A 20,049-nucleotide genomic window follows, 5' to 3' on the forward strand; every position below is an offset into this window, starting at 1 on the left:
CGTCTTCGCCGACGCGGAACAACCCCCGAACTCCTGGGCGGCTGTTGTCGGCTGAGACGCCTAAGGTGGTTTCATATCCACGGCGACGTTTCTCGAAGGGGCGGTAAAGGGTGAGCGCGAGCGGCACTGCCGCGACCGGGCAGGTCGAGCACACGCTGCGCCAGGTCACGCCCGGGCGTTACGACGCCTACGAGGCGCTCCTGCGTGCGCTCGCGACCCCGTCCTCCGGCCAGGTCTGGATGCTGCTGTGGCACGGCCAGGCCGGTTCCCCCGACGCCCAGTACGGGAACATGGAGGTCGAAGGCTTCGGCTACGCCCCCTGTGTGACCTCCGCCCAGGAGCTCTCGGCCAGCGGCTGGAACCGTTCGTACGAGGTGGTGGACGGCCTCGACGTGGCCCGCACCCTCTACCCCGACCACTTCGGCCTCTGGCTGAATCCGCACGCTCCCGGCGGCGGGCTCGGCATCCCCTGGCTCGACCTGCGCCGGATCGCCACGGGCCTGGAGCGTCAGCCGGCCGGCCCGCTGCGGCTGTCCGAGCCCGGGATCGAGATCCCCCAGTTCTACGCCCTGCTCGCGCAGAACGCCCACCGCACCCCGGCCGTCCGCACGCTGCGCCGCGCCTGGGTGCAGCCCACGCTCGGGGCGCCGTACCTCGCCATCGGCCTCGACGTCTACGACACCTCGCCGCCCGCCGTCGACTCCGTGCGCGGGATGATGCAGCAGTCCATCGGCGCGGTGCCGGACGGGCTGCCGGTGTCGACGGTGGCGATGTCCGACGAGCACGACCCGGTCGTGATGTGGATGCGGGCCAACGCCCGCCCGTTCTACGACCGCGAGGCCCACGCGGCGGCCCCGCTCCAGGCTCCGGCGGCCGGATACGGCTACCCGCCCGCCACCGGCAGGTACTGACGGGGAGTCAAGTCCCCCTGCCGATCGATCGCGCGACCGAAGCTCGTCTTCGCGCGTAGAACCGTGCAGAAAAGCACGCTATGTCCGAAATGTCATAGAACATCAGCGTCCGACCTCCGATACCCGCTGTCCGGATAACGAAACCCTCCGGACAGCATCACGTTTACGCATCCATTCCCCGTCAAGTCTGGCTCCAGATCGCCAAAGCGTTGAAGACTCCGGAAGCAGGGGGTTTATCCCCTGCATATGAGTACGACGGACTGATCACGCCGCTACCGCGGCAAGTGTGGGCCGGCTACCGCCGGTTGAGAGGGGTCCCTGCCAGATGACGGCACCATTGCACGAGCCGACCGCGGATGCGGCCCCGAGCCCGGCCGAAGAAGCGGCGGTTGTCAGCGCCGGCGCGAAGGCCGTACAGGGCCGTTCCCTCGGCCGGATCGCCTGGGAGCGCCTCAAGCGGGACAAGCTGGCTCTGACGGGCGGCATCGTGGTGCTGGCCCTCATCGTGATAGCCCTGCTCGCACCCGTGATCAGCAGCCTGGTCGGGCAGGACCCCGACGCCTATCACGAGAACCTGATCGACCCGCTGTTCGGCACCCCCACGGGGTCCCTCGGCGGCATGAGCGGCGACCACCTGCTGGGCGTCGAGCCGGTCAACGGCCGCGACATCTTCGCCCGCATCCTCTACGGCGCCCAGATCTCGCTGCTGGTGGGCTTCCTGTCCGCCGTCGTGGCCGTGATCCTCGGTACCTTCCTGGGCATCCTCGCCGGATTCTTCGGCGGCTGGGTCGACTCCCTCATCAGCCGGGTCATGGACGGCCTGCTGGCCTTCCCCCAGCTCCTGTTCATCATCGCGCTGGTCTCCGTCATGCCGAACGACATGCTGGGCCTGCACGGCACCGGCGTGCGTGTCTTCGTGATGATCCTGGTCATCGGCTTCTTCGGTTGGCCCTACATCGGACGCGTGGTGCGCGGTCAGACGCTCTCGCTGCGTGAGCGCGAGTACGTCGAGGCCGCCCGGTCGCTGGGCGCCGGCCAGTTCTACATCCTGTTCAAGGAACTGCTGCCGAACCTGGTCGCGCCCATCATCGTGTACACGACGATGATGATCCCCACCAACATCCTCACCGAGGCGGCGCTCAGCTTCCTGGGCGTGGGCGTCAAGCCGCCCACGGCCTCCTGGGGCCAGATGCTCTCGAACGCGATCGATTACTACGACTCGGACCCCATGTACATGGTCGTTCCCGGCGTGGCGATCTTCATCACCGTTCTTGCCTTCAACCTCTTCGGCGACGGCGTGCGTGACGCGCTGGACCCCAAGGGCTCCCGCTGACCCGCGCCGTACCCCAAGCGTCCCGTGCTTGTACACGGGGTCTCTCATCAAATCCGGAGGATCCGAGATCGTGACTACCCAACGCACCTCAGGGCGGCGTAAGCAGGCCTTGGCCGCTGTCGCCGCGGCGGCGGCGCTGCTGACCACGGCGGCGTGCGGCGGTGGTGGCACTGACGACAACAGCGGTTCGAGCAACGGCGCCCCCGGTTATGACGCCGCGAACAACAAGGTCGCTCAGGCTTCCCTGGCCAAGAAGGGCGGCGAGCTGAAGTTCGGCGGCGCCCAGGACGCCGACTCGTGGGACACCACGCGTGGCTACTACGGCTTCATGTGGAACTTCGCGCGCTACTACAGCCGCCAGCTCGTCACGAACAAGACGGAGGCGGGCAAGGCCGGCGCCGAGGTCACTCCGGACCTCGCCACGGGTCTCGCCAAGGTCACCGACGCCGGCAAGACCTACACCTACACGCTCCGCGACGGCGTGAAGTGGGAGGACGGTCAGGCGATCACCTCCAAGGACATCAAGTACGGCATCGAGCGCGTGTGGGCTCAGGACGTGCTGTCCGGCGGTCCGGTGTACCTGAAGGACGTCCTCGACCCGAAGAGCGAGTACAAGGGTCCCTACAAGGACACGGCCAAGGACAAGCTGGGCCTGAAGGCGATCGACACGCCGGACGACAAGACCATCGTCTTCCACCTGCCGAAGGCCAACTCGGACTTCGAGGAGATGCTGGCCCTGGTCTCGGCCTCGCCGGTCCGCCAGGACAAGGACACCAAGTCCAAGTACGGCCTGAAGCCGTTCTCCTCGGGCCCGTACAAGTTCGAGTCCTACGCCCCGGGCAAGGACCTGACCCTGGTCCGCAACACCTCCTGGGACCAGGCCGCGGACCCGATCCGCAAGGCCTACCCGGACAAGATCTCGGTCAAGTTCTTCTCGAACGCCAACGACCTGGACCAGCGTCTGATCAGCGGTGACCTGGACCTGGACATCAACCAGACCGGCATGTCGCCGCAGGGCCGCACCACCGCCCTGAAGCAGCACAAGGCGAACCTGGACAACCCGGTCTCCGGCTACGTCCGTTACGCGGTCTTCCCGCAGAGCGTGAAGCCGTTCGACAACGCCGAGTGCCGCAAGGCCGTCATCCTCGGTGCCGACCACGTCTCGCTGCAGACCGCGCGAGGCGGCCCGGTCGCCGGTGGTGACATCGGTACCAACATGCTGCCGCCGTCCGTGGCGGGTGCCGAGGGTCAGAGCTACGACCCCTACAAGCTCGCCGGCGCCAACAAGAGCGGCAACGAGGCCGAGGCCAAGGCCGCTCTGAAGGCCTGCGGTCAGCCGAACGGTTTCAAGACCACCATCGCCGTGCGTAACAACAAGCCGGTCGAGGTGGCCACCGCCCAGTCGCTGCAGGCGTCGCTGAAGAAGATCGGCATCACCGCCGAGATCGACCAGTACGACGGTTCGCAGACCACCGGCATCATCGGCAGCCCCGCCAACGTGGCCAAGAAGGGCTACGGCATCATCATCATGGGCTGGGGTCCCGACTTCCCGTCCGTCCAGGGCTTCGGTCTGCCGCTGTGGGACAGCAAGTACATCCTCGAGAGCGGTAACTCGAACTACGCGCTGATCAAGGACAAGGCGATCGACGGCCTGTTCGACCAGTACGTCAACACGCTGGACGACGCCGGCAAGACCAAGATCTCCACGGAGATCAACCACAAGGTCATGGAGGGCGCGTACTACCTGCCCTTCGTGTTCGAGAAGTTCATCAACTGGCGCGGGAGCAACCTGGCGAACGTGTACACCACCGATGGCTACAGCGGTATGTACGACTTCGTCAACCTCGGCCTGAAGTCCACGAAGTAAACCCGGCACACCCGCCGAACGGCACGAAAGGCAGGTGAAGGCCGGCGCGGCGTGATCGCGGGCCATCGGACGACCTCCGATGGCCCGCGGTCCGCGGCGGGCCGAGAGCTGTGCTCGCTTACCTCATCAGGCGGCTGTTCGCCGCCGTAGTGATGCTCGTGGTCATCATCATGGTGGTCTTTGGCATCTTCTTCCTGGTCCCCAAGTGGGCGGGCGTCGACGTCGCCACGAGCTTCGTGGGCAAGCAGGCGGACCCCGCGGCCGTCGAAGCCGTGCGGGTGAAGCTGGGCCTGGACGACCCGATCTACCTTCAGGTCTGGGAGTTCTTCAAGGGCATCTTCACCGGCCGCACCTACGCGGCCGGCGGCGATGTCACCCACTGCGCCGCGCCGTGCTTCGGCTACTCCTTCCGCAGCGAGCAGGCCGTGTGGCCGGTGCTCACGGACCGCTTCCCGGTGACCCTGGGTCTCGCGCTCGGTGCCGCAGTGCTGTGGCTGCTCATCGGTGTCTCGGCGGGTGTCCTCTCCGCGCTCAAGCGCGGCAGCCTGTGGGACCGCGGCGCGATGGTCGTCGCCCTCGCGGGTGTCTCCCTCCCCATCTACTTCACCGGCATGCTGGCCCTGGCCATCTTCGTCTTCGGACTGAAATGGTTCGACGGCCAGTACGTGCCCCTCGACCAGAGCTTCACCGGCTGGTTCGGCGGCATGATCCTGCCGTGGATCACCCTCGCCTTCCTGTACGCGGCGATGTACGCCCGGATCACCCGCGCCACCATGCTGGAGATCCTCGGCGAGGACTACATCCGCACCGCCCGCGCCAAGGGCCTGCGTGAGGGGACCGTCATCGGCAAGCACGCCATGCGCTCCACGATGACCCCCATCCTGACCATGCTCGGCATGGACCTCGGCGCCCTCATCGGCGGCGCGATCCTGACCGAGACCACGTTCAGCCTGCCCGGCCTCGGCCAGGCCGTGCTCAACGGCATCAAGAACCAGGACCTGCCCATCATTCTGGGCGTCACCCTGATCACCTCTCTCGCGGTGCTCGTGGCGAACCTGCTGGTGGACGTCCTGTATGCCGTGATCGACCCCCGAGTGAGGCTCTCATGACCGAACTCAGCAAGAGCGGAGCAGCCGTGGGTGAACCCACCTCCGCCTCGCCCGCCCCGAGTTCCTTCCTCGAAGTGCGCGACCTGAAGGTGCACTTCCCGACCGACGACGGTCTGGTCAAGTCCGTCGACGGGCTGAGCTTCAAGCTGGAGAAGGGCAAGACCCTCGGCATCGTGGGCGAGTCCGGCTCCGGCAAGTCGGTCACCTCGCTCGGCATCATGGGCCTGCACACCGCCGGCCAGTACGGCAAGCGCAAGGCGCAGATCTCCGGCGAGATCTGGCTGGACGGCACCGAGCTGCTGACCGCCGACCCCGACCACGTGCGCAAGCTGCGTGGCCGGCAGATGGCGATGATCTTCCAGGACCCGCTGTCGGCGCTGCACCCGTACTACACGATCGGTCAGCAGATCGTGGAGGCGTACCGCATCCACCACAACGTGGACAAGAAGACGGCCAAGCGCCGGGCCGTCGAGATGCTCGACCGGGTGGGCATCCCCCAGCCGGACAAGCGGGTCGACAACTACCCGCACGAGTTCTCCGGCGGTATGCGCCAGCGCGCGATGATCGCGATGTCGCTCGTCAACAACCCCGAGCTGCTCATCGCGGACGAGCCGACGACCGCCCTGGACGTGACCGTCCAGGCGCAGATCCTCGACCTGATCCGCGACCTGCAGAAGGAGTTCGGCTCCGCGGTCATCGTCATCACCCACGACCTGGGCGTCGTCGCCGAACTGGCCGACGACATCCTGGTGATGTACGGCGGCCGCTGCGTCGAGCGCGGTCCGGCCGAGAAGGTGTTCTACGAGCCCCGCCACCCCTACACCTGGGGCCTGCTGGGTTCGATGCCGCGTCTCGACCGCGAGCAGCAGGAGCGCCTCATCCCGGTCAAGGGCTCCCCGCCCTCCCTCATCAACATCCCGTCCGGCTGCGCCTTCAACCCGCGCTGCCCGTACGCGGACGTCCCCAAGGACAACGTCACCCGCACGGTCCGCCCCGAGCTGACCGAGGTCGGCGGCCAGCACTGGGCCGCCTGTCACATGACGCAGGAGCAGCGGGAGCGTATCTGGACCGAAGAGATTGCGCCGAAGCTGTGAGCGAGAACCCCAAGGAAGCAGCGGTGACGATTCCCGCGCAGAGCGCAGGCGACGAGGTCACCAGGAGCACCGGCGACCGCGAGGTCCTGCTGAAGGTGACCGGGCTCCAGAAACACTTCCCGATCAAAAAAGGCCTGCTCCAGCGTCAGGTCGGCGCCGTGCACGCGGTCGACGGCCTCGACTTCGAGGTCCGGGCCGGCGAGACGCTCGGTGTCGTGGGCGAGTCGGGCTGCGGCAAGTCGACGATGGGCCGCCTGATCACCCGGCTGCTCGAACCGACCGGCGGCAAGGTCGAGTTCCAGGGCCAGGACATCACGCACCTCGGTGTCGGCGGGATGCGTCCGCTGCGCCGTGACGTGCAGATGATCTTCCAGGACCCGTACTCGTCGCTGAACCCGCGGCACACCATCGGCACGATCATCGGCGCTCCCTTCAAGCTCCAGGGCGTCGAGCCCGAGGGCGGCCTCAAGAAGGAAGTGCAGCGGCTGCTGTCGGTCGTGGGTCTCAACCCCGAGCACTACAACCGCTACCCGCACGAGTTCTCCGGCGGCCAGCGCCAGCGCATCGGCATCGCCCGCGCCCTCGCGCTCAAGCCGAAGCTGGTCGTGGCGGACGAGCCGGTCTCCGCGCTCGACGTGTCGATCCAGGCGCAGGTCGTCAACCTGCTGGACGACCTCCAGCAGGAGCTGGGCCTGACGTACGTGATCATCGCGCACGACCTCTCGGTCGTCCGGCACGTCTCGGACCGGATCGCGGTGATGTACCTCGGCAAGATCGTCGAGCTGGCCGACCGCGAGGCGCTGTACAAGGCGCCGATGCACCCGTACACCAAGGCGCTCATGTCGGCCGTGCCGATCCCGGACCCGCGGCGCAAGTCGGCGAAGAGCGAGCGCATCCTGCTCCAGGGCGATGTGCCGTCGCCGATCTCGCCGCCGACCGGCTGCCGCTTCCACACCCGGTGCTGGAAGGCGACGGAGATCTGCAAGACCACCGAGCCGCAGCTCATCGAGCTGAAGCCCGGTCAGCGGGTCGCCTGTCACCACCCGGAGAACTTCGAGGACCAGGCGCCGCAGGACACCGTGCTGCTGACCGTCGCCAAGCAGGCGGCCGAGCTGGTGGCCGACGAGGTCCTCGCCGAGTCGGCGGAGACGTCGGCGGCGGTGGCGGCCGAGGTGGCCGAAGTGGCCGCGGAGGCCGCTGAAGCCACCGAGGCCACTGAGGTCACTGAGGCGGAGACGCAGGAGGAGGAGACGGCGGACGAGTCCGTCGCCGAGCCCGCTGCCGAGTCCGCCGCCGAGCCCGCCCCGAAGGACACCCAGGACTGACCGGGCACTGAAGCACACCATTCAGGGCTCCTTTCCGCTGCTTTCGCAGCGGAAAGGAGCCCTTTTGGTTTCCCCCGTGTGGAATTACCGCCGGTAATTCAGCCGGGAACTACGGCTTCGGGGTGCAGGAATGCTTGGACACGCACTCCGAGAAGAACGGGTTGGTCCAGATGACGTCGATGACGCCGTAGTTCTGGTTGACGACGATCTTGCAGTTGGCCCCGTAGTGTTCCTTGCGAATGTTGAACCGGCGGTATTCGACCTTGGGCGTGACGTAGCCGTAGTTCTTGGACTTGACCTTCAGGGTGTCCGTGACGGTGATGCCCTTGGTGGTCTTCTTGGTGACGTTGTGGTCGAACTTCGCCTCGACCTTGGCGATCCCCCAGCCCACGCTGGCGCTGCCGCCCACGGTCCAGCTGGTCGAGCGGCTCGTGGTGGTCTTGATCGCGTACCTGAGCGTCGAGGTCTCGCCGGCGTTGTACTTGCCCGCGGTGGTGCCGATCGGCCGGTAGTACGGCGTCCCGTACTTCTCGATGGTGATGAAGGAATCGGTACCGCAGCTGGCCGGTGCGTTCGCCGAGGCGGAGGCGATCGCCGGAGCGGCCACGGTGGCGCCGACCAGGAGCGTCGTGGTCGCGACGACTCGGCCGAGCGTTCCGAATTTAGTCATTCTTTTACCCCGTTTTTCCTGTGCGCTGTCGCGCTTCATTCTGCTTCGCGCTGGCGAATCAGAAATTACTCAGCCGGGGTGGTCGCGACAACCACTTCAGGTGATCCCTGCGTTTTCATTCTCAAGGAACCCTCAATTCAGTATTTCCAGGCGCGCGGTAGGTGCTCCAGAGATGTCGGATTTCTCCGTCCTGTGGGGGTGGATAAAGGCCTCCCGTCGGCCCGAATCGGTCACACCTTCCTCAAGGTGTGACCTGTGTCACGGTCCGACGGTTCGTCAGGACTCAACCACCGGTGACGCATGACGAGTTGGCAAAGTCATGCCCATGCCCAGCCGGGAGGGCGCAGAGTCGGCCATGTCCGTCTGATCGGAACATGACCCGAAGGGACGACTCATGGCACTCTCTCGTTCGGCACGTCTGGGGGCCCTCGCGACCGCGGCGGCCTCCTTTCTCGTCATCGCCGCCTCCGCCGCCCCCACCGCCGGCGCGGACGGCATCGGTGACCCCTACTTCCCGCAGCTCGGCAACGGCGGCTTCGACGCCCGTCACTACGCCCTCGACGTGGCGTACAACCCGGACACCGACCGCCTGGACGGCCGTACCACCCTCACGGCCCGCGCCACCCAGAACCTCTCCTCCTTCGACCTGGACCTCCAGAAGCTGGAGGTCACCAAGGTCGAGGTGAACGGCAGACGCGCCGCCTTCACCCGCGCCGCGGACGAGATCCGGATCACCCCGCGCAGCCCGCTGCGCAAGGGCGGGACGTTCAGGGTCACCGTGACCTACGGCGGCGTCCCCGAGGCGCTGAGCGGTCCCATCGTGTTCGGCTCGGACTACGGCTGGATGAAGACCACGGACGGTGTCTTCGTCGCCTGCGAGCCGAACGCCGCGTCCACCTGGTTCCCGTCCAGTGACCACCCGTCGGACAAGGCCACCTACGACATCCGGATCAAGGCCCCCAAGGGCCTGACCGCCGTCTCCAACGGCCGGCTCGTCTCGACGTACGCCAAGGGCGGCTCCACCTACACCCACTGGCGTGAGACCAGGCCGATGGCCACCTACCTCGCGACCGCCACGATCGGGAAGTTCGACGTGCGGACCGGGCGCACGCCGGGCGGCACCCCGATCTACGTGGCGATCGACCCCGTCCTGGTGAACAGCAACAACGTCGACGTGTACGCCGTCACCGCGGAGGCCACCGACTACTGGTCACAGGTCTTCGGCCCGTACCCCTTCGAGGAGACCGGCGCGATCGTCGACGACATGCCACAGGCGGGCTTCTCGCTGGAGGTGCAGTCGAAGCCGGTCTACTCGGCCGTGCGCAGCGAGTCGACGATCGTGCACGAACTGGCCCACCAGTGGTTCGGCGACTCGGTGTCGGTGGACCGGTGGAAGGACATCTGGCTCAACGAGGGCTTCGCCACCTATGCCCAGTGGCTGTGGGCCGAGCACCGGGGAACCGCGTCGGCGCACGACTCCTTCCTGGCCGGCTACAACTCCCGCCCCGCCACCTCCGCCTTCTGGCAGACCACCGTCGGCGACCCGCAGCGCGACACCATGTTCGCCTCGGCCGTCTACCAGCGCGGCGCGATGACGCTCCAGGTGCTGCGGGAGCGCATCGGCGACACCGCGTTCTTCGAGCTGCTGCCCGCGTGGACGAAACTGCACGGCTACGGCAACGCGAACACGGCCGACTTCGTCCGGCTGGCGGAGCGGATCTCCGGACAGCAGCTCGACGATCTCTTCCAGACCTGGCTGTTCACCACGGGGAAACCGGCTCTTTAGGCCTCAGGGCCGGGCTGATGCCTGGCTTTGTAAGGTCCACGCCCTCTGACAGGTAAGAATGTCAGGGTGCTCCCTCAACTGTTCAGTCCCTCCGTCCAGCACACGCTCGACCTGATCGGCATCTTCGTGTTCGCCATCTCGGGTGCGCTGCTGGCCGTCCGCAAGAACTTCGACGTCTTCGGCATCGCCGTCCTCGCCGAGGTGACCGCGCTGGGCGGAGGGCTGTTCCGGGACCTGATCATCGGCGCGGTCCCGCCCGCCGCGTTCACGGACCTGGGCTACTTCGTCACCCCGCTGCTCGCCGCCCTGCTGGTCGTCTTCCTGCATCCCCACGTGGAGCGCATCCAGACCGGCGTGAACGTCTTCGACGCGGCCGGCCTCGGCCTGTTCTGCGTGGCCGGCACGACCAAGGCGTACGACTACGGGCTCGGCCTGACGCAGTCGGCCACCCTCGGCCTCGCCACCGCCGTCGGCGGCGGTGTGCTGCGGGACGTGCTGGCCAACGAGGTGCCGTCACTGCTGCGCTGGGACCGCGACCTGTACGCGGTGCCGGCCATTGTCGGCGCCACCATGGTCGCGCTGTGCCTCCACTATGACGCTCTCACCCCGCTGACCAGCGGATTCGCCGCGCTTACCGCCTTCGTCCTGCGTCTGCTCGCCATGCGGTATCACTGGCGGGCGCCGCGTGCGTGGAACCGACGGTCGACGGTGCGAGAGGAGTAGCGCCCCGGGCGGCGACGTGGTGTCGGCCCAGCTGCTCGCTCAGCCAGCGGAACGCCGGCACCACCTGCGGCCGCCACAGCGCCATGGTGTGGCCGCCGGCGCTCCTCGGGACATGGACCACGTGCACGTTCGTCGGGGCCGCCGCCGCCCGCCGCACCGCCGTGGCGGCCTCGTAGCCGTCGTGCGGCTGGCCGGAGAGGTAGAGCGAGACGGGGGGCGGGGTGGTCGCCCGGCGCAGCAGCAGCAGGGGGTTGTTCGCGGCGCGCAGGGCCGGGGTCCGGGCGGTGAGCGAGTCGCGTTCGCCGATCGGGTCGTTGTAGCCGGACAGGCTCACCGCGGCCCGGTAGCGGTCGGGGTGGGCGACGGCGAGCTTGAGCGCGCAGTGCGCGCCGGCCGAGTAGCCGGCGACCGCCCAGCCGCCGGGCGCGGGCTCGGCCCGGAAGTTGTCCTTGACCATCTTCGGCACGTCGACACTGAGCCAGGTGTCGGCGTTGACCGTGCCCGGCACGTTGGCGCAGCCGGTGTCCACCCCGGGCAGCAGTGAGGTGCGCGGCGCGACCAGGATGAACGGCGCGATCCGGCCGGACCGCATCAGCGGCAGCAGTTGCTCGTGCGCGTGCAGCGCGCCGAACCACGCCTTCGCCGATCCGGGGTAGCCGGGCAGCACCTCGACGACGGGGAACCGGTGGTTCCGGTAGGCGGGCTCGTCGTACTGCGGCGGCAGCCAGACGTAGACCTCGGCGTTGACGCCGGAGACCCGGCCCCTGAGCTGGGTGACGCGGACGCCGCCGGCCGCGTGCATGGCTGGTCCGCCGGCGCCGGTGAAGCGCTGTTCGACTCTGGGCAGCTGTTCCAGGGCTATCCCGCCGGTGCCGTCCGGGCCGAGATCGGCGGCCTGCTGGACATGGCTGGCGGTGCCGAGGAGGTCGGACCAGCCGTCGTAGAGGTTGTTGGCGTTGTTGACCAGAGTGAAGACCAGGGCGACGGCCGTGCCCTGGGCGAACAGCAGCATCAGCATCCGAGCGGCCACGCGCACGACCCGCGGTCCCCGCAGCCGCGACCACAGCAGCAGCGGCAGCGCGACGGCCACGACGGACAGCACGATCAGGGTGGTGAGGAACGCGGTCCCGGTGAGGCTCATGCCCCGATAGAGGGAAATGGCGGGTCCGAGGTTACGGACGAGTACGGACACTTGCCGGGAAATTGCCGAAGCCCCGCCCGGGTGCGCGGTCGGATGTCATGTGATGGCAATAACCAAAGCTACCGCTTAGTAGTTAGTTCTTGTACGGTTCAGGTATGCCAGAAGCAGCTACCGCGCCGGCCGCGCGGGCCACGATCGGCGACAGCGAGTTCGACCGGGACACCGCGCTCACCCGCCGCGGACCCGGCGTCTACGACATCGACCTCTCGGCCGGCTGGACCATCATCAGCGCCGTCAACGGCGGCTATCTGCTGGCCGTCCTGGGGCGCGCGCTGGCCGACGCCCTGCCCCACCCGGACCCCTTCACGATCTCGGCGCACTACCTGACCGCGTCGCAGCCCGGCCCGGCGGTCGTGCGCACGGAACTCGTGCGCACCGGCCGCACGCTCTCCACCGGCCAGGCCTCGCTCCTGCAGTACGACGACGAGGGCAACGAGGTCGAGCGGATCCGCGTCCTCGCCTCCTACGGCGACCTCGACTCCCTCCCCGACGACGTCCGCACGTCGGCGAAGCCGCCCGCGATCCCGTCGATGGAGCAGTGCTTCGGCCCCCAGGACGGCCCGAGCCCCGTTCCCGGGAGCTCGGCGATCACGGACCGGCTGTTCCTCAAGCTCGACCCGTCGACCCTCGGCTGGGCGCTCGGACAGCCCTCCGGCAAGGGGGAGATGCGGGCCTGGTTCGGCCTCGCCGACGGCCGCGACGCCGACCCGCTCTCCCTGCTGCTCGCGGTGGACGCCCTGCCCCCCACCGCCTTCGAGATCGGCCTGTCCGGCTGGGTCCCGACGGTCGAGCTCACCGTGCACGTCCGGTGCCGTCCCGCCCCGGGCCCGCTGCGGGTGTCCATCACCACCCGCAACCTCGCCGGCGGCTTCCTGGAGGAGGACGCCGAGGTCTGGGACAGCGCCGACCGGCTGGTAGCGCAGTCCCGCCAACTGGCCCGGGTCAGGCTCGGCTGAGGGGCGTCCGCCCCGGGTTCGGCTGAGCGGCGTCCGTCCCGGGTTCGGCTGAGGGGCGTCCGTCCCGGCCGGGCCGTAGGCAGGGCGACGGCTGCGGTCCCGGCGGTGGCCAGGGGCGGCAGGCCCGGCAGGGCTGACCGCGACGCCGTACGGCAAGTACGGCAGGTACGGCAAGGGGCGCCGCGCTCGTTCACCGGGCGTGGCGCCCTTGTGCGTGCCAGGGATCCGGGTGCCCGGGGTTCGTGTGCCCGGGGTTCGTGTCCCCGGGGTTCGCGGGTCGTGGCGCCGCGGTGAGTGCGGCGGCCCGCCGGTCATCCGCGCCAGTGGTGGCGGCCGATGCTGATGAGCCGCATCTGCCGGGTCGCGAGCTGCGCGACGCGCTCCCGCTCCTCCTCCGGCGCCTCCAGTGCCTCCAGGAAGAGCGAGGCGGTGATGAGCATCTGGTCGACGTAGAGGTGGGCGAGCATCAGCAGGTCGTCGTCGCTCCACCCCTCGGACTCGGGGTCCTTGGCCAGCTCGTCCCGCACTTCCTCGGCGAACCGGACCAGCTGGTCCCGGATGGCCTCCCGTACCGGCTGCACCCCGCCGTGCCGCTCGCGGGCGATGAAGCGGACGTGGGCGGGGTGCGTGTCCACGTGGTGGGCGATCAGTTCCACGGCGCGCGTGATGCGTTCCTCGCTGGTGTCGGCGGTGGTGACGGTCGTGCGGATCATCGGGTGCAGGCTGCCGAGCGCCTCCTCGACCAGGGCCACACCGAGGTCCGCCGTGGAGCGGAAGTGCCGGTAGAAGGCGGTCGGGGCGACACCGACGGCTCGGGTGACCTCGCGCAGGCCGAGACTGCTCAGGCTCTGCTCCTCCAGCAGGACCAGCGCCGCTTCCAGGAGCGACTGCCGGGTCTTCTGCTTCTGGGCCTGCCGGATGCCGAGGGTGTGACTCATGACACCAGTTAACAACTGTTCTCCGGAATACGAAAGCCGCCGCGCACGCTAGACTCTGTAGTCAGTGAACAACTGTAACTACAACCGTTCACCGAAATATCACGAGAGGTATCCGCGAGAGGTATCTCGGAGGGGGATCCGATCCCATGCTGTTCCTCGTCGCCGCACTTCTTCTGCTCGGCGTCGCCATGGGCACCGTGGCCCATGCGCCGCTGACCTTCACCGTCGTCGCCGCCGCAGTGGTCGCGGCCTGGCTCGGCATCTTCGCGCTGCGCGAGCGGTACGGCCGCCGACGTGGCACGTCGGCGAACTGACCTTCCGTCAGCCGGCGAACCTGCCTTCTCCAGTCGGCGAACCGGCCGTCTTCCCATCGGCGAACCGGCCGTCTTCCCATCGACGAACCGGCCTTCCTCCATCCATCCATCCATCCGTCCGTCCGACCGTCGGGAGCTGACCCTCATGCAACTCACCGCACCGGCCACGCGCCGCACCGGTACGCGCGACGCCGACGGCATGGCCGTCGCGTCCTTCATCCTCGGCCTGCTCGGCCTCCTCGTCCTCAACCTCTTCCTCGGCCCGATCGCCATCACCCTGGCGGCGGTGGCCCTGTGGCGCGGCACGGACCGCCGCGGCCGCGCGTTCCTGGGCCTGGGCCTGGGGGTCGCCGACCTGGTGCTGCTGGTGGCGTTCATGCAGGCGGACAGCACTGTGTCGTGGAGCTTCTGAGGCCGCGCGGCCGCTGACACCGAAGGCCGGCCGCGGGTGGGGCGCCCGCAGCTCCGGCCCGGTCGCGGGGCCCGTAGAATCGGGCTCACCATGGCATACCTCGACCACGCCGCGACCACTCCCATGCTTCCGGAGGCGGCAGAGGCCCTGACGGCCCAGATGGGCGTCACCGGCAACGCGTCCTCCCTTCACGCATCCGGCCGCAAGGCCCGCCGTACGGTCGAGGAGTCCCGCGAAACCCTCGCGGAAGCGCTCGGCGCCCGTCCCAGCGAGGTCGTGTTCACCGCCGGCGGCACCGAGGCCGACAACCTCGCCGTCAAGGGCCTGTACTGGGCCCGGCGAGCCGCCGACCCGCGCCGCACCCGGGTTCTGGCCAGCCCCGTCGAACACCACGCGGTCCTCGACGCCGTCCACTGGCTGGGCGAACACGAGGGCGCCACCGTCGAGTACCTCCCGGTCGACTCCTACGGACGGGTCCATCCCGAGGTCCTGCGCGAGGCCGTCGCCCGCGACCCCGACGATGTCGCCCTGGTCACCGTGATGTGGGCCAACAACGAGATCGGCACGATCCTGCCCGTCCGTGAACTCGCCGACGTGGCCGCCGAGTTCGACATCCCGCTGCACGCCGACGCGGTCCAGGCCTTCGGTCAGGTCCCCGTCGACTTCGCCACCTCCGGCCTCGCCGCGATGACGGTCTCGGCCCACAAGATCGGCGGCCCGTACGGCATCGGCGCCCTGCTCCTCGGGCGCGAGTACACCCCCGTGCCCGTCCTGCACGGCGGCGGCCAGGAGCGTCACGTCCGCTCCGGCACGCTCGACGTCCCGGCGATCGCCTCCTTCGGCGTCGCCGGCCGGCTGGCGGTCGAGCAGCGCGAGTGGTTCGCCCGCGAGATCGGCGCCCTGCGCGACGACCTGATCAGCCGGGTCCGTACGGCGGTCCCCGACGCGATCCTGGGCGGCGACCCCTCGGCGGCCGGCCGCCTCCCGGCCAACGCCCACTTCACCTTCCCGGGCTGCGAGGGCGACTCCCTGCTCCTGCTGCTGGACGCCCAGGGCGTCGAGTGCTCCACGGGCTCCGCCTGCACCGCCGGAGTCGCCCAGCCCAGCCATGTCCTGCTCGCCACCGGCGCCGAACCGGATCTGGCCCGCGGCACCCTGCGCTTCTCGCTCGGCCACACCTCCACGCAGGCCGATGTCGACGCGGTCGCCAAGGTGATCGGCCCGGCGGTGGAACGGGCCCGCGCGGCGGGGCTGACGTAGCGACACCACCGACGCACGGTGCGCGCACCGCACCGGCGACCAGCCGAGGTGACGCCGGAGGGCTCCTCTCACCGACGAACCTCTGTATGAGGTGCATCACATGGGCTGCGCCTATGTGGGGGTCGCGGTCCTGGTGCTCGCCGCCCGCACCAGACGCAGGTACCGGTCCCAGTCCCAGTGCTTGCCGGGATCCGTGTGATCCGTCCCCGGCACCTCCACGTGCCCGATGATGTGTTCGCGGTCGACGGGGATGCCGTACCGCGCGCATATCCCCGCCGTCAGCCGGGCCGAGGCGGCGTACATCGCGTCGGTGAACGACGAGGCGCGCTCCACGAAACCCTCGTGCTCGATGCCGACGCTCCGCTCGTTGTACTGCCGGTTGCCCGCGTGGAACGCCACGTCCAGCTCGCGGATCATCTGGGTGACGTGCCCGTCCTTGCGGACGATGTAATGGGCCGCGGCCCGGTGCCCCGGGTCCTGGAAGACCCGCACAGCACTGTCGAAACCGCCCTGCGTGACATGGATGACCACCCTGTCGATCGAATAGTCGTCCGGCCGGTCCGCGCGCCGGTAGTTCGCCGTCGAGGCCGCCACCCACTGCGCGCCCCGGAAGTCGACCGCCCCCGCGACCCGCGGTTTCTCCACCCCCGGCAGCCGCCACCACAGGTGCGCCAGTTCCTCGCGCGCCAGCGCGGCGCTGCCCACGGCGGCCGCCAGCCCGCCGACCAGCAGGGCCCGCCGCCCGATCCGCCGGTCCGAGTCGCTCTTGCCCGCTCGCGCCTTCTTCTCCCCCATGTGATCGAGAACGGATACTCGCGAGCTCCGGTTCCCGCGCCCCCTTACTCTTGAAGGGCTATGACTGACATTCCGCAGCGCTCCCGCCCCCTCCGCGTCCTCGCCGCCATGTCGGGCGGGGTCGACTCCGCCGTCGCCGCCGCCCGCGCGGCCGAAGCCGGCCACGACGTGACCGGCGTCCACCTCGCGCTCTCCGCGAACCCGCAGTCGTTCCGCACGGGCGCGCGCGGCTGTTGCACCATCGAGGACTCGCGCGACGCGCGCCGCGCCGCGGACGTCATCGGCATCCCGTTCTACGTCTGGGACCTCGCCGACCGATTCCGCGAGGACGTGGTCGAGGACTTCGTCGCCGAGTACGAGGCGGGGCGCACCCCGAACCCGTGCCTGCGCTGCAACGAGAAGATCAAGTTCGCCGCTCTGCTGGACAAGGCACTGGCGCTGGGCTTCGACGCGGTGTGCACGGGTCACTACGCGAAGGTGCTGGTCGGGCAGGACGGCACCCGCGAGCTGCACCGCGCCTCCGACATGGCCAAGGACCAGTCGTACGTCCTCGGCGTCCTCGACGACCGGCAGTTGGCGCACGCCCTGTTCCCGCTCGGCGACACGCTCACCACGAAGGACGAGATCCGCGCGGAGGCCGAGCGCCGGGGCCTGGCCGTGGCCAAGAAGCCGGACTCGCACGACATCTGCTTCATCGCCGACGGCGACACCCAGGGCTTCCTGGCGAAGCGGCTGGGCAAGGCCGAGGGCGACATCGTCGACGAGTCCGGCACCAAGCTGGGCACGCACGAGGGCGCGTACGGCTTCACCATCGGCCAGCGCAAGGGACTGCGCATCGGCACCCCGGCCGCCGACGGCAAGCCCCGCTACGTGCTCGACATCTCGCCGGTCGACAACACGGTGACGGTGGGGCCGGCCGACGCCCTGGACGTGACGGGCCTGAGCGCCGTCAAGCCCCGCTGGTGCGGCGCCGCCCCGACCGGACCCGGCACCTACACCGCCCAGCTGCGCGCCCACGGCGGCGAGACCGAGGTGAGCGCCGCCCTGGTCGACGGCCGCCTGGAGGTCACGTTCACGGAGCCGGTCCGCGGGGTCGCCCCCGGCCAGGCGATCGTGCTGTACGACGGCACGCGCGTGGTGGGGTCGGCGACGATCGCGGCCACGGTGCGGGCGACGGCCGGAGTGGCCTGAGCGGTGCCGCGCCGACCGCCGGGTTCGCGCACACGTGGGCACACCCGGAGCCTGCCGGTTGGATCAGCCCGGTGTCGCGGGGTGCCGATCAGCTCCGTGGGCCACGACCGACCTGATCCGGACGAACGGCCTTGAGGAGAGCACATCCCGGTCGAGCAATGCCACCATCAGTTCCCCCCGAGAACTCCGGTAGCGCAGAGATCGGGTTCCTCTACGACAACACGCCCCGCGCGGAGCACCGGCACCGCAGCCCCCGGCACGAGGGAGCCTGCCGGATCTCCGTCGCGGGCCTGAACCCCCGGGCAGCAACTGGGCACTACTACACCAGCCGGTTCACCGCCGGCGACATGGACTTCACCCCGCTCAACCGCTCCACTGGCTACGGAACATTCGCCGAAGTCCAAGGAGTGGACCCGGAGTACGCCACAAGCTGACTCAGCCACTGCCGGAGGAGGCCGGTTACTCGGGGCGCTGTCGAACTCAGATGAGTGGGGGCCAGTGGAGGAAGGATGCGTGTCGATCAGCAGTGGTAGAGAGGGCTGTGAACACGGCTTGACGTGGGTCAGCAAGGCGCGTTCACGGCCTTTTCCCTCTGCCGGAAGTGGCTGGCCCCTGCACGGGAAAAGTCTTCACGCTGATCCAGTGCTCGAGACAGGATCCGCAGCGGACCCGGCTCGACGCCGGGTCCTCTGCGGCTCTGTGGTTCAGTCGGTGTCGTCGCCGCACCCCGGCTCGGCGAGGCTGTCCTGCCGAGCCGCTCGGGTCGACAGGGACGGCTGGGTGCCGTCCTTGGCGACCGGCTGGAAGTAGTGGTCCAGCGCCCAGGCGGCCACGCGGGTGCCGGCCCGGCAGCCGACTACGTCCGCCGTGCGGGAGTGGACGCCGCCCCACACACGCGCGTCGACGACGTCCCGGTTGAGGTCGTCGGCGGACCCGTAGAACCGCGTGGTGCCAGTGACCTCGGAGGGGACGTGGAGGTCGATGTGCGAGGTGCGGAGGACGCCGGTCAGGGCGCGTGCCACGGCGGCGGCGACGGTCGTATGGCCGGCGATGTAGTCCGGGTGTGGTGGGGTGAGGAGCAGCGGCTCCCAGGCCGGGTCCGCCGTCGTCGCGGGGTTGCCGTCGGTGTCGGCGAGGCGGATGGCGGTGATCGGCCGCCAGGTGCCGTAGTGGAACTTGGCGTCCCATGCCGTGACGACGGCGTCGGTCGCCGACGCGTTCACCGCGGCGAACAGCCGGGCCGTCTCGGCGATGCCGAGCCGGTGCCGCGCGGCGTGGTCCCGTACGGCGATCTGGACCTGTTCGACCAGGTTGCCGCTGAAGAAGAGGGCGGTCTCGGTCTGCTGCGCGCTCCTGCCCGAGCCGGTCTTCACGCCCATGGTCTTCAGCTCCTGGACATCCTCGGCGTAAGCGGCCGAGGAGAGGGCGGGTGGTCCGCCGGGCCGGAACTGCTGCGGGGAGGCGAGCAGGAGGGGGCGGAGCCTGGCGAGCCAGGTGTCGATGAAGGGCTGGAACGCGGGCGGGGTGGGCCGCCAGACCCCCGGTGCCGGGGAAGCGGTGAACGGAACGTCCGCGAACCTTCCGTCCCCTTCCCGGAGTTCGATGATGCGGGCGGCGGCGCGCTTTCCGTAGTCCACGCCCTGGTCTCTGGTATGACCGGCCGGAAGAGCGGCGAGCGAGTCCGCGTAGGCGGTGTCGAGCCGCTCCTTGAAGGCGGGGAAGTAGGTGAGCAGCATGTCGTGGGCCGCGGTGGCGGCGGCCGCCGCGGAGGATGCCTTGGCCGGACCGCGCTTGTGCCATTTGTAGAGGGCGTAGCCGCCTTCGATCCCCACCACGGCGTTGTACACGGCGACGGAGACGAATCCCTCCCAGATCGCTGCCTGCCCGGAGGGGCGTGGGCCGAGGCTGGTCTTGATCGTGTCGATGGCGATGGCGTTCCACTCGCGGACCACGGCTGCCGGGTCCGCCGCGGTCCGGGTGGGCGCGTCGGGGGGACTTGTCGCGGCGGTGAGCGTCACGAGGGCGATCGCCGCGACGGCACAGATGAATCCCCGGGCACGTGAACGCGGAGGAGCGGGAAGAGGGGGCTCTTGATACACAGCGTGCTCCCTAGAGTCGAGTGCCCAAGGCATAGCAACGGCCTACTGGGTGAGCAAGACAACCC

The 20,049-nt window shown here is 69.3% G+C and carries 19 protein-coding genes; 14 read left to right on the forward strand and 5 right to left on the reverse strand.

From position 1 onward, the window contains the following. Positions 1–110: 110 nt before the first annotated feature. From ACFV0T_RS23430 to ACFV0T_RS23455, 6 genes are all read left to right on the forward strand, one after another. Positions 111–911, forward strand: coding sequence for an enhanced serine sensitivity protein SseB C-terminal domain-containing protein (locus tag ACFV0T_RS23430; protein ID WP_385782317.1), 801 nt, complete (start codon positions 111–113; stop codon positions 909–911). Between the two features lie 325 nt (positions 912–1,236). After that, positions 1,237–2,244 (forward strand): ABC transporter permease, encoded by a 1,008-nt coding sequence (locus tag ACFV0T_RS23435; protein ID WP_385782320.1) that lies wholly within the window; start codon positions 1,237–1,239, stop codon positions 2,242–2,244. 70 nt (positions 2,245–2,314) lie between these two features. Further along, positions 2,315–4,111, forward strand: a complete 1,797-nt coding sequence (locus ACFV0T_RS23440; protein WP_385782323.1) for an ABC transporter substrate-binding protein — start codon at positions 2,315–2,317, stop codon at positions 4,109–4,111. 110 nt (positions 4,112–4,221) lie between these two features. Continuing rightward, on the forward strand, positions 4,222–5,220 hold the full coding sequence (locus tag ACFV0T_RS23445; RefSeq protein ID WP_385782326.1) for an ABC transporter permease: 999 nt from the start codon (positions 4,222–4,224) through the stop codon (positions 5,218–5,220). Then, on the forward strand, positions 5,217–6,314 hold the full coding sequence (locus ACFV0T_RS23450; protein ID WP_385782328.1) for an ABC transporter ATP-binding protein: 1,098 nt from the start codon (positions 5,217–5,219) through the stop codon (positions 6,312–6,314). Before ACFV0T_RS23445 ends, ACFV0T_RS23450 begins: the two co-directional genes overlap by 4 nt. 23 nt (positions 6,315–6,337) lie before the next feature. After that, positions 6,338–7,639: an ABC transporter ATP-binding protein gene (locus ACFV0T_RS23455; protein WP_385782331.1), complete on the forward strand. Its 1,302-nt coding sequence runs from the start codon at positions 6,338–6,340 to the stop codon at positions 7,637–7,639. Positions 7,640–7,748: 109 nt separating this feature from the next. Here the strand turns inward: ACFV0T_RS23455 and ACFV0T_RS23460 are convergent, their stop codons facing one another. Continuing rightward, positions 7,749–8,309, reverse strand: a complete 561-nt coding sequence (locus tag ACFV0T_RS23460; RefSeq protein ID WP_385782334.1) for a hypothetical protein — start codon at positions 8,307–8,309, stop codon at positions 7,749–7,751. A 394-nt stretch (positions 8,310–8,703) separates the two neighbouring features. Between ACFV0T_RS23460 and ACFV0T_RS23465 the strand changes: the two genes are divergently transcribed. Together ACFV0T_RS23465 and ACFV0T_RS23470 are read left to right on the forward strand one after the other, a co-directional pair. After that, positions 8,704–10,095: a M1 family metallopeptidase gene (locus tag ACFV0T_RS23465; RefSeq protein ID WP_385782337.1), complete on the forward strand. Its 1,392-nt coding sequence runs from the start codon at positions 8,704–8,706 to the stop codon at positions 10,093–10,095. Between the two features lie 66 nt (positions 10,096–10,161). Beyond that, on the forward strand, positions 10,162–10,818 hold the full coding sequence (locus tag ACFV0T_RS23470; protein ID WP_385782340.1) for a trimeric intracellular cation channel family protein: 657 nt from the start codon (positions 10,162–10,164) through the stop codon (positions 10,816–10,818). Here the strand turns inward: ACFV0T_RS23470 and ACFV0T_RS23475 are convergent. Continuing rightward, entirely contained in the window at positions 10,727–11,959 is a 1,233-nt protein-coding gene (locus ACFV0T_RS23475; protein WP_385782343.1) for an alpha/beta hydrolase, read from the reverse strand. The two genes, ACFV0T_RS23470 and ACFV0T_RS23475, sit on opposite strands and share 92 nt — an antisense overlap. A gap of 155 nt (positions 11,960–12,114) precedes the next feature. Here ACFV0T_RS23475 and ACFV0T_RS23480 point away from each other — a divergent pair, with 155 nt between their 5' ends. Then, positions 12,115–12,975, forward strand: a complete 861-nt coding sequence (locus ACFV0T_RS23480; protein WP_385782346.1) for a thioesterase family protein — start codon at positions 12,115–12,117, stop codon at positions 12,973–12,975. Between the two features lie 311 nt (positions 12,976–13,286). Here ACFV0T_RS23480 and ACFV0T_RS23485 read toward each other — a convergent pair whose 3' ends face one another. Continuing rightward, positions 13,287–13,913, reverse strand: coding sequence for a TetR family transcriptional regulator (locus ACFV0T_RS23485; protein ID WP_385782348.1), 627 nt, complete (start codon positions 13,911–13,913; stop codon positions 13,287–13,289). A gap of 146 nt (positions 13,914–14,059) precedes the next feature. On the opposite strand from ACFV0T_RS23485, the gene ACFV0T_RS23490 reads away from it, so the two are divergent. The 3 genes from ACFV0T_RS23490 to ACFV0T_RS23500 all read left to right on the forward strand — a co-directional run bounded on the left by ACFV0T_RS23490 (position 14,060) and on the right by ACFV0T_RS23500 (position 15,899). Further along, positions 14,060–14,227: a hypothetical protein gene (locus tag ACFV0T_RS23490; protein ID WP_385782351.1), complete on the forward strand. Its 168-nt coding sequence runs from the start codon at positions 14,060–14,062 to the stop codon at positions 14,225–14,227. 145 nt (positions 14,228–14,372) lie between these two features. After that, on the forward strand, positions 14,373–14,639 hold the full coding sequence (locus tag ACFV0T_RS23495) for a DUF4190 domain-containing protein (protein WP_385782354.1): 267 nt from the start codon (positions 14,373–14,375) through the stop codon (positions 14,637–14,639). Positions 14,640–14,729: 90 nt separating this feature from the next. Then, positions 14,730–15,899, forward strand: a complete 1,170-nt coding sequence (locus ACFV0T_RS23500) for a cysteine desulfurase family protein (RefSeq protein ID WP_385782357.1) — start codon at positions 14,730–14,732, stop codon at positions 15,897–15,899. Positions 15,900–16,010: 111 nt separating this feature from the next. Here the strand turns inward: ACFV0T_RS23500 and ACFV0T_RS23505 are convergent, their stop codons facing one another. After that, on the reverse strand, positions 16,011–16,694 hold the full coding sequence (locus ACFV0T_RS23505) for an N-acetylmuramoyl-L-alanine amidase (RefSeq protein ID WP_385782360.1): 684 nt from the start codon (positions 16,692–16,694) through the stop codon (positions 16,011–16,013). A 60-nt stretch (positions 16,695–16,754) separates the two neighbouring features. Between ACFV0T_RS23505 and mnmA the strand changes: the two genes are divergently transcribed. Both mnmA and ACFV0T_RS23515 read left to right on the forward strand, forming a co-directional pair. Next, positions 16,755–17,885: a tRNA 2-thiouridine(34) synthase MnmA gene (mnmA, locus tag ACFV0T_RS23510; RefSeq protein ID WP_385782363.1), complete on the forward strand. Its 1,131-nt coding sequence runs from the start codon at positions 16,755–16,757 to the stop codon at positions 17,883–17,885. Between the two features lie 158 nt (positions 17,886–18,043). Next, positions 18,044–18,319: a hypothetical protein gene (locus ACFV0T_RS23515; RefSeq protein WP_385782366.1), complete on the forward strand. Its 276-nt coding sequence runs from the start codon at positions 18,044–18,046 to the stop codon at positions 18,317–18,319. 270 nt (positions 18,320–18,589) lie between these two features. On the opposite strand, the gene ACFV0T_RS23520 is transcribed toward ACFV0T_RS23515, so the two are convergent. After that, positions 18,590–19,903, reverse strand: a complete 1,314-nt coding sequence (locus tag ACFV0T_RS23520; RefSeq protein WP_385782368.1) for a vanadium-dependent haloperoxidase — start codon at positions 19,901–19,903, stop codon at positions 18,590–18,592. Positions 19,904–20,049 lie beyond the last annotated feature (146 nt).

It is taken from the genome of Streptomyces sp. NPDC059582 (assembly GCF_042735715.1).
Lineage (GTDB): Bacteria > Actinomycetota > Actinomycetes > Streptomycetales > Streptomycetaceae > Streptomyces.

What these genes read in the sequence shown, in the direction of transcription:
- ACFV0T_RS23475 (WP_385782343.1), bottom strand. Translation starts at nt 11,959, where the DNA reads ATGAGCCTCACCGGGACCGCGTTCCTCACCACCCTGATCGTGCTGTCC.
- ACFV0T_RS23495 (WP_385782354.1), top strand. Translation starts at nt 14,373, where the DNA reads ATGCAACTCACCGCACCGGCCACGCGCCGCACCGGTACGCGCGACGCC.
- ACFV0T_RS23435 (WP_385782320.1), top strand. Translation starts at nt 1,237, where the DNA reads ATGACGGCACCATTGCACGAGCCGACCGCGGATGCGGCCCCGAGCCCG.
- ACFV0T_RS23500 (WP_385782357.1), top strand. Translation starts at nt 14,730, where the DNA reads ATGGCATACCTCGACCACGCCGCGACCACTCCCATGCTTCCGGAGGCG.
- mnmA (WP_385782363.1), top strand. Translation starts at nt 16,755, where the DNA reads ATGACTGACATTCCGCAGCGCTCCCGCCCCCTCCGCGTCCTCGCCGCC.
- ACFV0T_RS23480 (WP_385782346.1), top strand. Translation starts at nt 12,115, where the DNA reads ATGCCAGAAGCAGCTACCGCGCCGGCCGCGCGGGCCACGATCGGCGAC.
- ACFV0T_RS23515 (WP_385782366.1), top strand. Translation starts at nt 18,044, where the DNA reads ATGCCACCATCAGTTCCCCCCGAGAACTCCGGTAGCGCAGAGATCGGG.
- ACFV0T_RS23450 (WP_385782328.1), top strand. Translation starts at nt 5,217, where the DNA reads ATGACCGAACTCAGCAAGAGCGGAGCAGCCGTGGGTGAACCCACCTCC.
- ACFV0T_RS23505 (WP_385782360.1), bottom strand. Translation starts at nt 16,694, where the DNA reads ATGGGGGAGAAGAAGGCGCGAGCGGGCAAGAGCGACTCGGACCGGCGG.
- ACFV0T_RS23460 (WP_385782334.1), bottom strand. Translation starts at nt 8,309, where the DNA reads ATGACTAAATTCGGAACGCTCGGCCGAGTCGTCGCGACCACGACGCTC.
- ACFV0T_RS23485 (WP_385782348.1), bottom strand. Translation starts at nt 13,913, where the DNA reads ATGAGTCACACCCTCGGCATCCGGCAGGCCCAGAAGCAGAAGACCCGG.
- ACFV0T_RS23490 (WP_385782351.1), top strand. Translation starts at nt 14,060, where the DNA reads ATGCTGTTCCTCGTCGCCGCACTTCTTCTGCTCGGCGTCGCCATGGGC.
- ACFV0T_RS23465 (WP_385782337.1), top strand. Translation starts at nt 8,704, where the DNA reads ATGGCACTCTCTCGTTCGGCACGTCTGGGGGCCCTCGCGACCGCGGCG.